Here is a 16074-nt window from a genome sequence, read left to right on the forward strand (position 1 = left end):
AAAGGAAGCGCTATCAAGAAGAATTTGTATTTACAGATAATTCTCTCCAATCTATAATGGGGAAGGGGGTTTTTGTTTAAAAAGGTTAAAAAAAGTCGAAAATCTAGGAATCTAGCTGTTATTTTCCGAATATTATCATTCTTATATTTTGCGGTAATTCTACAAATCTTCACATTAAATTAACACTAGATTCATAATATGACTTTACAATAATGTCTGGGTAGGCTTGACTGCATGAAGGAAATGTAGGTAATAAGCCTTATGGGTGTAGAACAATTTCCCCTAAAATGTAGTGAAGAATTTCACCACGAGTCAACAAAAGGGTCGATTAATTTAAGAAAATGGGAGGAAGAAAATGAAGAGACAACACAAAAGAAGTATTAGTATTGTCACATTGGTGTTCTTGATTACAAGTTTATTTGCACCAGCGGCTAATACGAAAGTACATGCAGATACTGTTGTTGCGACAGATCTCATTATTTCGGAGTATATTGAGGGGTCAGGCTCTAATAAAGTTATTGAACTTTTTAATGGAACAGGTGCAGAAGTCGACCTGAGCGGCTATACTCTTGAACATTACAACAACGGTGGTTCAGCAACCACAGGAACTACCACAACCGATAAGATATTATCATTAGAAGGAAAGCTTGCAAATGGCGATACATACGTTATTTCTCGCGAAGATGCACATGCTGATATTGTAGCTGTCGCAGACAAAATTGACACCAGCAAGCAAGTCATCAACTTCAACGGAAACGATCAAGTTGTCCTGAAAAAAGATGGACAAGTAGTCGATTCCATTGGCCAAGTCGGCTCAGCTGATAATGTCCTGGCAGACGTTTCCCTTGTTAGAGACAGCAATATCACAACAGGCGATACGGTCATCAACGACGCTTTTGATAAAAGCACAGAATGGTCGAACCAAGGGAAAGATGTTTTCACTGATCTTGGAAAACACACTTTCGGAGCTGCCGACCCTGGTGAGCCTACCGATCCAGAACCAACTCCAACAATCACTATTGCAGAAGCTCGCGAACTTGGCGAAAACAATACGGTAACGATTGAAGGAATTGCGACAACGAACACAGGACTTTGGGGCGGAGATTCCTTCTATATGCAAGATGAAACTGCTGGAATGTTCATCTATGGAAGCCCAAAAAGTGTAAAGCCTGGTGAAAAAGTTAGATTAACCGGAAATTTAGTAACATATAACAATGAATTAGAAATCAAGGATATTACTAATCTAGAAATTCTTTCATCTGGAAACGAACTTCCTGCCGCACAAGTTGTGACAGAAGTAGATGAGAGCACACAAGGTGAGTTTTTAAAGCTTGAAAACGTTACGATTACGGATATGACGAAAGATTCCTATGGAACAGCAACGTTCAAAGCTGTTTTTGAAAGTGGAGAAAGCGTAACGGTCATTCATGATAATCGTACAGGTTCCAACTATGATGACTTAATCAAGCAATACAAAGAAGGCGATAAAGTACATCTAACAGGTGTTGGATCTATTAACAGTACTGGTTATCACTTAAAAACTACTGGTCTAGAAAGCTATGATTTAGTGAACAAACCTGCCGTATATGTAACGCAACCAGAAGGTGTTGTAGAAGCAGGTACGAAAATTGAATTGAAGTCCGGTACAGAAGGTGCTGAAATCTATTATACGACGGATGGTTCAGCGCCAACTACAGCTAGTACAAAATACACGGAAGCAATTGCTTTAGAAACTGGTGAAACAACCATTAAAGCAATCGCAGTTGTGGAAGGAACAGAAAGTGAAGTATTCAGCTTTACGTACAAAATTCTTGATACGGAAGGCATCTTTATCCATGATATCCAAGGGAAAGGCCATGTTTCCGAATACAATGGTTCTTCCGTAACAGATATCACTGGTGTTGTCACACATGTTTTTGGTACAAGCAGCTTCGTGATGCAGGATGTTGAAAATGCAGACGATGACAGCGCAACATCTGAAGCGGTTGAAGTATACCTAAGAAACCATGGCGTTTCTGTAGGGGATACCGTTTCTGTAGATGGAAAAGTGACAGAATATGGTGGAGGAGCTAACCTTTCCAAAACACAGATTACTGGAACAGCAGTAGAAAAGACAGGTACAGCTGACCTTCCAGCGCCTCTAGTGGTTGGAGAAGATATTATCCCACCAAACAAAATCATCGACAACGACAAATTGGAATCTTTTAATCCGGAAGAAGACGGTATTGATTTCTGGGAATCTGTTGAATATATGCGCCTTTCTTTCCCTGACGCGCTTGTAGTTGGACCGCCATACTCTGGTGATGTTCCAATCATTGTGGAAAGCACTACAAACAACAAGCTGAACGTTATGGGTGGATTAAATATTGCAGCAGACGATTATAATCCAGAAAAAATCATGCTTGATAACGTCGGTAACGACTACAAATCAGGCGATCAATTTGATGGCGATGTCATCGGAATCCTTTCTTATGCAAGTGCCGGTTACCAACTAGTAACAAACAAGAGCACATTGCCAAATGTAATTCCATCAAGCATTAAACCTGAAGTGACGCATATTGAACCTGCAGACGACAAATTGACGGTAGCAAATTACAATATCGAAAACTTCTCAAACAACACAGCAAACACTCCAGATGAGAAAGTGGCAAGAATCGCAAACTCATTTGTAGAAAATATGAAATCTCCTGACATTATTACACTAGTAGAAGTTCAGGATAATGATGGCCAGACGGATTCTGGTAATGCAGATGCATCTGAGAGCTATGAGCGTTTGATTAATGCAATCAAAGCTGCTGGCGGTCCAACGTATGCATGGACAGATGTTGCACCTGAAAATAATACAAACGGTGGTGCGCCAGGCGGAAATATCCGTGTAGGGTACCTGTACAACCCTGAACGAGTGGATTTAGTTGATGCAACGGAAGGTAACGCAACTCAAGCAAATGCTTGGACAGAAAATGGCAGCTTGACGCTTAATCCAGGTGTTATTAATCCAGATGCATTCGCAGACACACGTAAACCAATCGCTGCGGAGTTCGAATTCCAAGGTGAGCGTGTTGTTGTAATCGGAGCTCATCTGAATTCTAAAGGTGGAGACCAATCTCTATGGGGAGCAAACCAACCACCGAAATTGGGTTCAGAAGCGGAGCGACTTCAATTAGCACAAGAAATTAATAGTTTCGTGGATGCTGGACTTGAGAAAAATCCTGCATTAAATGTAGTCGTTGCTGGAGATATGAATGATTTCGAATTCACACCGGCTCTTCAAACATTAAAAGGCGGAGTTTTAACAAACATGGTTGATCTAGTTCCTGCCGAAGACCGTTTCTCCTATTTCTTCCAAGGAAACAACCAAGTATTAGACCATATCTTAGTTTCTAATAATCTAGTATCCAATACAGCAGTGGATATGATTCATATCAATGCGAATTTCACGGAAGCACAAGGACAGGCATCTGACCATGATCCTATGTTGGTTCAACTTGATTTAGCGGGACCAGACCTGACGCTTTTCCATACGAATGACACTCATTCCGCATTGGATTTAATGCCAAGAACTATTACAGCACTAAAAGAACTAAGAGCTGTTAATCCAGATGCACTTCTTCTTCATGCAGGTGATGCATTTACTGGAACATTGTATTTCAATGAATTCCAAGGTGAAGCCGACTTAGCCATGATGAATCTGATGGACTTTGACGCGATGACTTTTGGTAACCATGAATTTGACCTAGGTTCTTCAGCAGAAGGCCATCAAGCATTAGTTGACTTTGTTAAGGGAGCAAACTTCCCATTATTAGGTGCAAACGTTAATTTTTCAAAAGATGCGAAATTCGACGGGTTATACAATGACTCCATTGAATCAGCTTATGAAAATGGAAAAATTTACGATGGAATCGTCAAAGAAGTAAATGGTGAAAAAGTTGGTATCTTCGGTTTAACAACAGAGGAAACAGCTGATATCTCCAGCCCAGGATCCATTGAGTTCCAAAACTATCTAGAAGAAGCTGAAAAAGCTGTAGAATATTTAGAATCTCAAGGTGTTAATCGAATTGTTGCATTAACTCATATTGGTTATGACGACAATGCAGCAGTAGATAATGACCTGGTTCTTGCTGAAGAAGTGGAAGGCATTGACGTAATCGTCGGTGGGCATAGCCACACAGCATTAAAAGAGCCGGTAGTGGTAGCGAATGATGAAACACCAACTCTAATTGTTCAAACTGGTAATGCAAACAACAACCTTGGTGTGTTGAATGTTAATTTTGATGAAAATGGTGTTATTACTACACATGATGGCCGTATCATCGCTATCACAGATAAAATTGAAGCAGATCCAGAAGCAGTAGAAGTGCTTGCTCCATTTAAAAAGCGTGTGGATGAAGTAGCGCAAACAGAAATCGGTGTAGAAACACCTAACGCTTTAGAAAACCCACGCACAGGCGGCGACAATACAAAGCCAAGTGTACGTAAAAACGAAACTATCCTAGGTAACTTGATTACTGACGGAATGCTTGCAAAAGCGAAAGATTTCACTGGCAAGAATGTCATCATGGCATTGCAAAATGGTGGCGGAATACGTGCAGCAATTAATGAAGGTCCTGTCACAGTAGGGGAAATCATCACCGTTCTTCCATTTGCCAACACACTGGCAACGATGGAATTGACTGGCGCAGAGCTTAAAGAAGCATTCGAAATCAGCTTAAGTCAATATCCAGGAGAAAACGGCGGTTTCTTACACGTAGCGGGAGGAAAAGTAGAATTTGATTCTACGAAACCTGCAGGCGAACGTATCGTATCCGTCAAATATCTAAATCAAGACGGTCAATATGTAAAAGTACAAAACAGTGAAACTTACACGATCGCAACGAACGCATTCACAGCAAAAGGCGGAGACGGCTATAACGTATTTGCAAATGCTTATGCTGAAGGTCGTGTAACAGATTTAGGTCTATCTGATTGGGAAAACTTCAGCGAGCATCTTGTGAGTATTGGCAGTGAAGGTATCCCAACGGAAACAGAAGGCCGAATCACAGATGTAAAAGGTCTATTTGACTTAACAGTTATGCATACAAATGATACGCATTCAGCGTTGGAAAACATGCCGAAGACAGTTACAGCTGTAAAAGAAATCAGAGCGGAAAACCCAGATGCACTTCTTCTTGACGCAGGAGATGCATTCACTGGAACCCTTTATTTCAATGAATTCCAAGGTGAAGCGGAACTTGCCTTAATGAACTTGATGGGCATTGACGCCATGACATTTGGTAACCATGAATTTGACTTAGGTTCTTCATCAGATGGCCATCAAGCACTGGTGAACTTTGTTAAGGGAGCTAACTTCCCATTCGTAAGTGCTAACGTTGATTTTTCAAAAGATGCAAAGTTCGATGGACTATTCAATGACTCCATTGAAGCAGCTTATGAGAATGGCGAAATTTATAATGGTATCATCAAAGAAGTGAACGGCGAGAAAATCGGTATCTTCGGTTTAACGACAGAAGAAACTGCTGAGATCTCAAGCCCAGGCTCCATCACTTTTGAAAATTACCTAGAGGAAGCAGAAAAAGCAGTTGCATCCCTTGAGGCGCAAGGCGTTAACAAAATTATTGCATTAACTCATATCGGATATGACGACAATGTAGCAGTAGATAATGACCTGTTGCTTGCAGAACAAGTAGAAGGTATTGACGTTATCGTAGGTGGACACAGTCATACAGCATTGTCCAAACCTGTAGTAGTAGCGGAAGACGAAACTCCAACTATTATTGTCCAAACAGGAAATGCTAATAGCAATCTTGGTTTATTGGACGTAAGATTCGATGAAAATGGTGTAGTAATCGAAAATGACGGACGCTTAATTAAAGTTAGCGACAAAGAAGCTGATCCTGAAGCAGTTGAAGTATTGGCTCCATATAAAGCACATGTCGATGAAGTAGCTAATGAAGAAATCGGCGTTTCAACACCAATCGAATTAGAAAATCCACGTACTGATGGCGACAATACAAAGCCAAGTGTACGTAAAAACGAAACAATCCTAGGTAACCTGATTACCGACGGAATGCTTGCAAAAGCGAAAGATTTCACTGGTAAGAATGTAATCATGGCATTACAAAACGGTGGCGGAATCCGTGCAGCGATTGACAAAGGGCCGATTACTGTTGGTGAAGTCATCACTGTTCTTCCGTTTGCCAATACATTGGCAACGATGGATCTAACTGGTGCCGAGCTAAAAGCAGCATTCGAAAGAAGTTTCAGCCAATATCCAGGTGAAAATGGCGGCTTCTTGCATGTAGCCGGAGGGGTAATAGAGTTTGATTCTACGAAACCTGCAGGCGAGCGTGTAGTATCCATTCAATATCTGGATGAAAACAGTCATTTAGTAGAAATTAAAGATGAAGAAACTTACACAATAGCTACGAACGCATTCACAGCAAAAGGCGGAGACGGCTATGATGTCTTTGCAAATGCTTATGCAGAAGGCCGTGTAACAGACCTAGGTCTATCCGATTGGGAAAACTTCCGCGACCACTTAGTGAGTGTTGGAAGCGACGGAATCCCAACTGAGATTGAAGGTCGAATTGTAGATGTGAGTGTAGAACCAGGGGAACCGGGAGAGCCCGGTGAACCAGGAGAACCGGGTGAACCAGGAGATCCAGGTGAACCAGGAGAGCCAGGTGAAAATCCAGGCAACAAACCGGGAGAGAACCCTGGGAATAAACCTGGAGAGAATCCGGGGCATAAACCAGGTGACAAACCAGGTAATAAGCCGGTTGAAAAGCCAGGAAAAGGTAATCAACAACTTCCTAAAACAGCAACAAATACGTTTAATGTTTTACTGGCAGGACTAGTTTTAGTTCTAGCTGGTGGAGGGTTATTCTTCTGGAATAGAAGAAGAGCTGCTTAAAGTGGGCTGAGGGGACAGGCACGATCACCCTTCTAAGCTTTTTATAGAAATAAAGTATGGTGTGAGGATCTATGGATCTTCACACCATATTTTTTTGCTTGGAAATGGTGATCTACAAATGGGGGTGTCTTCTAAGTGAAGCTAATGGTCGCGCCTGCTAGAAAAATAGTGATATTTTAATAGAAAATGCTTAGTTTTTGCTGCTTAAATTTGGTTCGGTCATTTATCCTCTTGCTTCGGACAAAAAAGGTTGAATTAGAGTAAGGGTTCGGACAAATCGCAGCGACGTTCGGTCAACTTTCGACCACCTTCGGCCACTCTAAAATTTCGTTCGGTCAATTTCCGCGAAACTTCGGCCAACTTTGCCAAAACTTCGGTCAACTTTCAGAAATCTTCGGTCAAAAAATCGAAATCTTCGGACATTTGCAAAATACAGATGTGAGTATGGGGGAAAGGCTACCGCCCACCTTTTGCTTAACTTCAAAAAGTCAGGAATATGAAAACATCATATTTTTCCTAGATAACTATTTTCAAACAAACGTTTGAATAATTTCGTTCATGAAGTTGGTAAATAAGGATTGAAAATACATCGAGAAATATCTACTATTTACGCAAAGTATGTTGAGATAGTTTCTGTAAGGCGTGAATCAATTCGGAAAATTAGGTTGCAGGAATCAGTATCCCTGCAACCCATCCTATTAATTTTCCAACTGTTGTACCTTTGGTTCCTCTTTGGAAAGAATCCACCCAAGTACCCCAATCAACACAAGTACAGTCCAGAACGTAATCTTCCAAGGAGCTCCTTTAGCAAATCCTTCTGACAAAATCGCCAGTTCCGGATGGGACATTGCGTACACTCCAAGTTTCACCCCGACCCAACCTACCACAAAAAATGCAGCAGTCTCCAATCCAGGGCGTTTTTCAAGCAAGGTAACAAAATAGCCGGCTGCAAATCTCATAATCACCAATCCGATTATTCCACCTGCAAGGATAACGGCGAAATGTCCACCGTCCAAACCACCGATTGTCGGGAGGTTTGTTGTCGGAAGCATAACCGCAAGCGCAACCGCAGCAAGGATGGCATCAACCGCAAAAGCGATATCAGCAAGCTCTACTTTAATTACGGTCATCCAAAAACCAGAGCCTTTCTTTTCCTCCGCATGCTTGATGAGCTTAGGCTTTAAAACATGTTTTTTCAGTAAATGATAAACGGCAATCCCCAACAAATATAATGCCCCTACAGCCTGCACCTGCCAGATGTGTACAAGGTAGGAGATAAGGAACAACGATCCAAATCGGAACACAAATGCCCCTGCCAATCCGTAAAATAAAGCCTTTTTCCGTTGATTTTCAGGTAGATGCCTTACCATCGTCGCGATGACGAGCGCATTATCGGCCGCGAGAATTCCTTCCAGACCAATCAGAATGAGCAACACCCAACCGTATTCAAGTAACAAACCAATATCCAATTATATCTTCCTCCGTTCTATTATTTTTGTCCATCATGTAAAACAAGGTTCATTTAAAAGGAAGGTGTTGATGGTAATGCCAATGATCTTGGCGGGTTGTGAAGATCCAAGGTTAAAATTGAAACGGCATACAACTTCAAGGTAACAAGTAAGGTTAACCAGATTAATAGATTTTTTTCTGATGAGTGGTTCAATTACGTTCGTTTTTCTCCTTTTTTCTATGAGTTTTTAATTTTGGGTTCTTTGCTATCCGCTTGTTTAGATCGCCAATCCCTCCCTGGAAAATACAAAAAACCTTTACCAAATATAAGGTAAAGGTTTGGAAATACACAAATATATCCCTTTACCAAAATGGCAAAGGTCTCGCAAACAACGTCAACGTTGCCAGTTAAGCCGGTGATATTCCTATCACGTACTGTCGACATAACTGTCAGCTACTCCCCTTTGGAGTATATGAGCTCAAAGCTTGAGCATAACACTAACTCATGTGCTATTGAGAGTATCATACAATGTTCTGAAAAGTTTTGCAACAAAAATATTTAGTGGGCTGAGGGGACAAGTACGGAGCCCCTTATCCCGTCCGCTTTATCCGGCTATTGAATGGGCTGGGGTACTTTGGACGAGTTCTTTCCTAACTTCTGTAGACCAAATAAGTCAAGGAGACTGAAACCAGCTTTAGAGAAGATGGGCAAAAACACAAAAAGTATCGTATCCGTTACTTGCCCAAAAAGATGAATACCTGATGGACCGAGAATCCAGAATGTAGGGTATCCGAACCAAAGTATGGTAAGGTATCCGGCCACAATGAGATAGAATCGATGTAGCTTATTGCTTTGTGACATGGCCTTTCGTCTAAGGGGCCACCAGATGATATACATGATAAACATCAGGCCAATCCACCCTAATCCATACCAAAAATACCTTACAGGCGTGGGAGATAAGTCTGCAATCAGGCCTGTCAAAATCATAAACACATCTGCAGCGATCAGACCACCGATTAGCACCTTATCTTTTGGCATATAATGCATCGCGGTAAAAGCTAGCGCCACAAGTAAAAGCGGTGTCGTCACTAACCAGTCCAAATATCGTGCATAATAGGTTACTTTGTCTCCAATCATGACATGGCCTTGCCCCAATGCTATGGCGGAATAGGCAGTTCCAGACCAAGCGACAATAATGAAAGCAATCAGATATTCAGCCCTTGGCAACTTTTTTCGTTTAAACCCCATGACTGCAAAAATAACAGCAGCTATGAACATGACAGCAACATAAAACCATAAAAGATTAACCTCAATGGGATACATCTCAGTGTACAAATGATTCAACTCGCTTTATCAGTATTTATTAGTGGTTATTCTTTCCTGAAATGTGGAGTTTATTCTTTTTGGTGGTGGTAGTGGTGCGAGGGTCACGTATGAAAAAAAGGTTCCATGAAATTTTTCTTGAATAACTATTTTTAAACAAACGTATGATTAATTTTGTTTTTGGTGCTGAGAAATGTGGGGTGAAAAGGTGTCGAGTGATATCGACTATTTTTGCATAGTTTATTGAGATAGCTTTTGAAAGAATTATAGTTTCGTATATAGTCATATTTTTCTATTTTTTTACATAAAATACTAGATTTATACAACTGAGTGCCCTATTATTGGAAAAGAATTAATAAATATAGCAAATCAAACGAGGTGTCTCTTTGGCCAAATATCAGAAAGCTGCAGTGATTTTTTTAAGTATCATTATTGTATTACCAGTGTTGTATTTTATAATCCCTATTGCTTTGCCATTTCTTTTTTTAGCTGGAATGGTCTATTTAAAAGCCAACTATGCAAGGATAAAAGGGGCTGTTGGGGAGCGGGCTGTAAACAAAGAATTAGAGAAGCTGGGTCCGTTGTTCACCGTGTATCATGATTTATATGTGCCAAATGAAAATGGCGGTACGTCGCAAGTGGATCATGTGGTAACTTCTCCGACTGGCATCTTTGTTATTGAAACCAAACATTATGATGGATGGATTTTCGGAAAGGAGAATCAGCGCAACTGGACGCAGGTGATTTATAAACGCAAAGAGAAGTTTTTAAATCCGATCTGGCAGAATTATGGGCATATTAAGGCGTTGAAGGGTTATCTCGGAGAGCACCATAACTACCAATCTATCATTGCTTTCTCCAGCCAGTCCACGTTAAAATTTGAGGATGATTTCACCTCGGCAAGGGTTATTCAAATCCCTCAGCTAAACAAAATCATTAAGGAATCGTTAAGCCGTCAAATAAGTGAGGTGGAGCTGCGAGGGATAAACAAAGCCTTGGAACAATTGATCATCCAGGATGGGAAACAAAAGAAAATGGTACATAAAAGGCATATAGAAGCGATAAGGGATAAGCAAGCGGGGAACGTGGTTGTAAAACCAATTGTGAAGAAGCAGACTCTTAACCAAACGGAAGCCGAGACTTGTCCAGAATGTGGTGGGAAGCTTTCAATCAAGAAGGGTAAATATGGATCTTTTTATGGGTGTAGTGGATATCCGGGATGTAGGTTTACTGCTAAGATTTCTTAATAGACCGGGCGTGTTGACCCGTATCAAAGATTTAAGTAAGGATCTTTACTGCTAAAAACAGTAATTAAATCTTTGTTGCTCGCAATAGTGGTTTTTGATATAAAAACACGTATTTTTAGTTGAAAATGACTCAGTTTTTGTCGGTGAATTTTGGTTCGGACATTTATCTTCTTGCTTCGGACAAGAGAAGTGGAAATAGACTAGGGGTTCGGTCAAATCAAAGTGACATTCGGTCAACTTTCGACCACCTTTGGCCACTTCTCAAAATTTCGTTCGGTCAATTTATGGAAATCTTCGGCCAACTTTGCCAAAACTTCGGTCAACTTTCAAAAAACTTCGGTCAAAAAACCAAAAACTTCGGACATTTAACTAAACAAGGGGTGAGGGGACAGGCTCGCCACCCCACATTGGGTCGCGTTGCCTGTGCCTAAAAACCCACCAAAAACCACCTAAAACCCAAACCACCGATCCAACACCAGCGCCACCCATTTCCCATCGGCGTGAACCCGCACGTTCTCAATCAATCCTTTCCGAACTGCAAGCGGCAGGGAAGGCTCCATAATATCTTCGCGCAACATCTGCAACGATTCTTTAACCACTGAATCCTCCACTTCCGCAGCCTTTCCATCAACCAAAGCAAGCACTTTTTCCCTGGAATCGGAGTCACCTATTTTCTCTGCATTTTTAAAATAGAAATCCAGTTCCTCCGTAATAAACGGGATGTTAGAATGCTTCGCCAGGCTATTCGTTTTCTCAACGAGCGATTGACATAGCAAATCCATGTCCAAGTCCACCTCATAGAAAAGAAACAACTCCGAATAGATTCGCAGAAATCCCTTTATACAATAAACCAGATCAAATTTAGTTGCCTGAACCTTTTCTCCGTACATACTTTCCACCATCACCAAGATGTTTTTGGAAGTCTGAATATCATAAGCACGGGTTTTGATTAGTAATTCCTGATTTAAAGAATGAGGCATTTCTTTTATAAGCACTTTTGCAAAATCGGCGTGTTTTGCAAAGAAGTGAAACATCAATTGGTAGAACTTAAAAAGAAGTTGGGCATCATTTTTACTAGAGTTGACTAACTGGTCAGTCTCTGTTGTGATCTCCATGAAAAAGTGGTCAAGCATCTCAGTGAGCAACTCGTCTTTTGATTTAAAAGACAGGTAGAAAGACCCCTTTGATATGCCACACTGTTCTGTTATTTGTTGAATGGAAGTTGCTTCAAAACCTTGTTTTGCGAACAACTCTGTCGCTTTTTCCATGATTAGTTGTTTTTTAGACATGTATTTTCTCCTATACGTATTCGTTGACATATGACCGGATAGTCATTATTATATGGAATAGAGTAATTTAAGTCAATAAAAGGGTAGGTGCAACCGTGAGAGGGTTAGTCAATTTTGTAATTAGAAACAAGCTGGCAGTATGGTTACTGACTATTATTATTACCGTAGCAGGAATCTATTCCGGTACAAAAATGAAAACGGAAACGATTCCAGATATCTCGATCCCATTTTTAGTGGTGATGGATGTTTATCCTGGAGCAACACCAGAAACCGTGATGGAGGATGTCTCGATCCCGCTTGAGCAGGTGGCGGAAGGATTAGACAATGTGAAAGCTGTTTATTCCAACTCGTATTCCAACATTGCTAACTTACAGATTGAATATGAATATGGAACGGATATGGATGAAGCAAAGCGAGCATTAACTTCAGCATTGGCTGATGTGGAACTACCAGAGGGTGCGCAGGAACCAATGGTCACGGCCATCAGCATGAACATGATGCCTGTTGTTGCCTTAAGTGCAAGCAGTGAAACAGAGGATATCGTGGAACTTTCCGCAACGGTGGAAGAATCCTTGCTTCCGAAGATCCAAAAGCTTGAAGGCGTTGCGTCTGCGACTATTGCCGGACAACATATCGAAGAAGTCGAGCTTCGCTATGACACAGAACGCATGACAGAACTTGGGTTAACCGAAGATAATGTCAAACAGATGATTCAAGCAAGCAACTTGGATGTTTCCTTAGGACTTTACGAGTTTGAAGAGGGAGAAGAAGCAGTTTCCGTCGACGGGAAATTCATGACTGCAGCGGAACTAGAGGAGATGCTGATTCCAGTCACTCCGTCCGAAACGGTTCAAGTTCCTTTTGTAAAATTAAGTGATATTGCTGAAATCGAAGTAGTAGGTAAAGTGGAATCTGTTTCCAGAACGAACGGAGCAGACGCTATTGCGATTCAAGTGTTGAAACATCCGCAAGCAAACACGGTGGATGTCGTGAACGAAGTTAAGTCGTTAATGGAAGAAGAAGAAAAACGTATCGATGGTTTAGTGGTAGATGTCACGCTGGATCAAGGGGAACCAATCGAGAAATCCGTGGCAACAATGGTGGAAAAAGCATTGTTTGGTGGCGCGATTGCAATCTTAATCATCCTTTTATTCTTAAGGGATATTAAGTCGACCCTTATCTCTATCGTGTCTATTCCAGTGTCTATTTTCATGGCATTTTTACTTTTAAACTGGATGGAAATTACGTTGAACATCATGACGCTTGGAGCGGTAACCGTTGCAATCGGTCGGGTTATTGATGACTCCATCGTTGTTGTGGAAAATATATATCGAAGACTGCATTTGAAGGAAGAAAAATTAACAGGCCGCGAGCTTGTACGGGAAGCAACGCTCGAAATGTTCAAGCCGATTTTATCCTCGACGCTTGTAACGGTTGCTGTATTTGCTCCGTTAATTTTCGTAGGCGGAATGGTTGGCGAGCTATTCATGCCGTTCGCACTGACTATGACCTTTGCGCTTGGTGCGTCACTAATTGTGGCAGTGACCATCGTTCCGGCGATGTCGCACTTCCTTTTCAAGAAAAAGCTTTATAGCGAAAAGACAGAAAGCGGCCATAAGGAAGTTGGAAAACTTGCAAACTGGTACAAAGGTGTCTTGAACTGGTCCTTGAACCATAAAATTATTACATCGATTATAGCGGTTGTTTTATTGGTCGGAAGTCTAGGTCTGACACCACTGATTGGATTCAGCTTTTTAGGAAGCGAAGAAGAAAAAGTCGTGTACTTAACGTACACACCAGAAGCAGGGGAGCTAAAAGAAGAAACCCTTGCGAATGTGGAAGAAGTAGAAAAAGCCATGATGGAACGTGACGATATTGACATTGTCCAGCTGTCTGTCACAGAAGGGGCAAATGAGCAGATGGCCATGATGGGCGGCGGATCTGACGGCGTGTTAATGTACCTCATTTTTGACCCTGACATGGAAAACTTCCCTGAAGCAAGAACGGAAGTGGAAGACTATGTGTTCAACATCGGTCAATCGGGTGAATGGAAAAGCCAAAACTTCGCCACTGGAGCCATGGCTTCCAACGAGATTAGCTACACATTCTCAAGTGAAAACCTTGATAACCTGAATGAAGCAGTGAAAAACGTAGAAGAAGCGATGAGCGGAACAGATTCATTAGAAAATGTATCTTCAACTGCCGAGGAAGCGTATGTTGAGCATACGTTGAAAGTGAGTCAAGATGAGCTGCTTCAATACGGACTGACGGCAGGCCAAATCGTGATGATGCTAAGTCCGCAATTTGAAGAAGTACTGACAAATGTAGAAAAAGACGGCAAAACCCTTGATGTCATTGTAAAACAAGAACAAAAAGAGCAAGCAAAATCAATTGATGAATTATTAGAAACAGAAGTTCCAACTGCTATGGGTGGGACGATGCCACTTTCAGAACTTGTGGAGGTAGAAGAAGGCACCACGTTAAATACCCTAGCTAGATCAAAAGGCGAATACTACGCTTCTGTCAGCGGAACGGTCATTGGAGATGACGTGTCCAAAGCAACCGCAGAAGTGGATGAAGCCATCAGTGATGTAGAACTGCCAAATGGCGTCACGATGGAAGTTGCCGGAGTGACAGCTGACATGCAAGAAACGTTCACGCAGCTGGGGCTTGCGATGCTAGCCGCAATTGCAATTGTTTACTTCATTCTTGTGGTGACATTTGGGGAAGGCGTTGCACCATTTGCGATTCTATTCTCCTTACCGTTTGCTGTAATCGGTGCCTTTGTCGGGTTATTCTTGGCAGGAGAAACCATTTCTGTACCTGTTATGATGGGACTACTCATGCTAATTGGTATCGTTGTAACGAACGCAATCGTACTTGTTGACCGCATCATTCATATGGAACATGACGGTTTGACAATGCGCGACGCTATCCTAGAAGCAGGCGCAACCCGCTTACGCCCAATCCTGATGACAGCTATCGCGACGATTGGAGCACTAATCCCACTAGCAATCGACGGTGGGGGAGGCCTAATTTCAAAAGGTCTTGGTATTACCGTTATTGGTGGACTGACCAGTTCTACACTATTGACATTGATTATTGTGCCGATTGTGTATGAAGTGTTGTCGAAGATGTTTAAGAAGAACCGTAGGGAAGTGCAGGAGAATTAGATATTAGATATTAGATTTAGAGGAGAGGCGTCCGGTTTGTGGGCGCCTCTTTTTTAGGTAATAGGTGAGGGGGATAGGAGAAGTATTCTGGTGGTAGAAGGTTGACTCTTTTTAACTGTCTATTAGGACCAGTCTATACTCGACTAAGACCTAATTAGGGAAGCCCTCTCTCCGCCCAAAAATAGAGTGGGAACGGTAGAACTGTAGTAGAGAGCCTCTCTCACCGCCCGAAAGTGGAGTGGGAACTAGAAAACGGTAGTAGAGAGCCTTTCTCTCCTCCCGAAAATGGAGCTGGAACAGGAAAACGGTAGTAGAGAGCCCCTCTCTCCGCCCGAAAATGGAGTGGGAACAGGAAAACGGTAGTAGAGAGCCTCTCTCTCCGCCCGAAAATCAAGCTGGAACAGGAGAACGGTAGTAGAGAGCCTCTCTCTCCGCCCGAAAATCAAGCTGGAACAGGAAAACGGTAGTAGAGAGCCTCTCTCTCCGCCCGAAAATCAAGCGGGAACAGGAAAACGGTAGTAGAGAGCCTCTCTCCCCGCCCGAAAATAGAGCGGGGACAGAAAAACGGTAGTAGAAAGCCTCTCTCACCGACCGAAAATCCAGCAAGAACAGTAAAACGATAGTAGGGAGACTATCTATCCTCACTAAAAAACAACAGGAACAGAACAACGGTAGAAAAAAA

Annotated in this window: 6 protein-coding genes; 3 read left to right on the forward strand and 3 right to left on the reverse strand. The window is 41.9% G+C overall.

Going from position 1 to position 16074, the window contains the following annotated elements; all coding sequences use genetic code 11:
• Positions 1–355 precede the first annotated feature (355 nt).
• Positions 356–6910: a 5'-nucleotidase C-terminal domain-containing protein gene (locus tag HF078_RS12620; protein WP_169291470.1), complete on the forward strand. Its 6555-nt coding sequence runs from the start codon at positions 356–358 to the stop codon at positions 6908–6910.
• 698 nt (positions 6911–7608) lie between these two features.
• Here the strand turns inward: HF078_RS12620 and HF078_RS12625 are convergent.
• The gene (locus tag HF078_RS12625) at positions 7609–8379 is read right to left on the reverse strand and encodes a TerC family protein (RefSeq protein WP_169291471.1); all 771 of its coding nucleotides are present in this window, start codon (positions 8377–8379) and stop codon (positions 7609–7611) included.
• Positions 8380–8972: 593 nt separating this feature from the next.
• The gene (locus HF078_RS12630) at positions 8973–9695 is read right to left on the reverse strand and encodes a bacteriorhodopsin (RefSeq protein WP_169291472.1); all 723 of its coding nucleotides are present in this window, start codon (positions 9693–9695) and stop codon (positions 8973–8975) included.
• Positions 9696–10069: 374 nt separating this feature from the next.
• Here HF078_RS12630 and HF078_RS12635 point away from each other — a divergent pair, with 374 nt between their 5' ends.
• The gene (locus HF078_RS12635; protein WP_169291473.1) at positions 10070–10930 is read left to right on the forward strand and encodes an NERD domain-containing protein; all 861 of its coding nucleotides are present in this window, start codon (positions 10070–10072) and stop codon (positions 10928–10930) included.
• Between the two features lie 449 nt (positions 10931–11379).
• On the opposite strand, the gene HF078_RS12640 is transcribed toward HF078_RS12635, so the two are convergent.
• Positions 11380–12219: a TetR/AcrR family transcriptional regulator gene (locus tag HF078_RS12640; RefSeq protein WP_169291474.1), complete on the reverse strand. Its 840-nt coding sequence runs from the start codon at positions 12217–12219 to the stop codon at positions 11380–11382.
• A 95-nt stretch (positions 12220–12314) separates the two neighbouring features.
• Between HF078_RS12640 and HF078_RS12645 the strand changes: the two genes are divergently transcribed.
• Positions 12315–15392 carry an efflux RND transporter permease subunit gene (locus HF078_RS12645; protein ID WP_169291475.1) on the forward strand — a complete coding sequence of 1026 codons (3078 nt, stop codon included), beginning with the start codon at positions 12315–12317 and terminating at the stop codon, positions 15390–15392.
• Positions 15393–16074 lie beyond the last annotated feature (682 nt).

The sequence above is a fragment of the Bacillus sp. RO2 genome (assembly GCF_012911845.1).
Classification (GTDB): Bacteria; Bacillota; Bacilli; order Bacillales; family Bacillaceae_I; genus Sutcliffiella_A.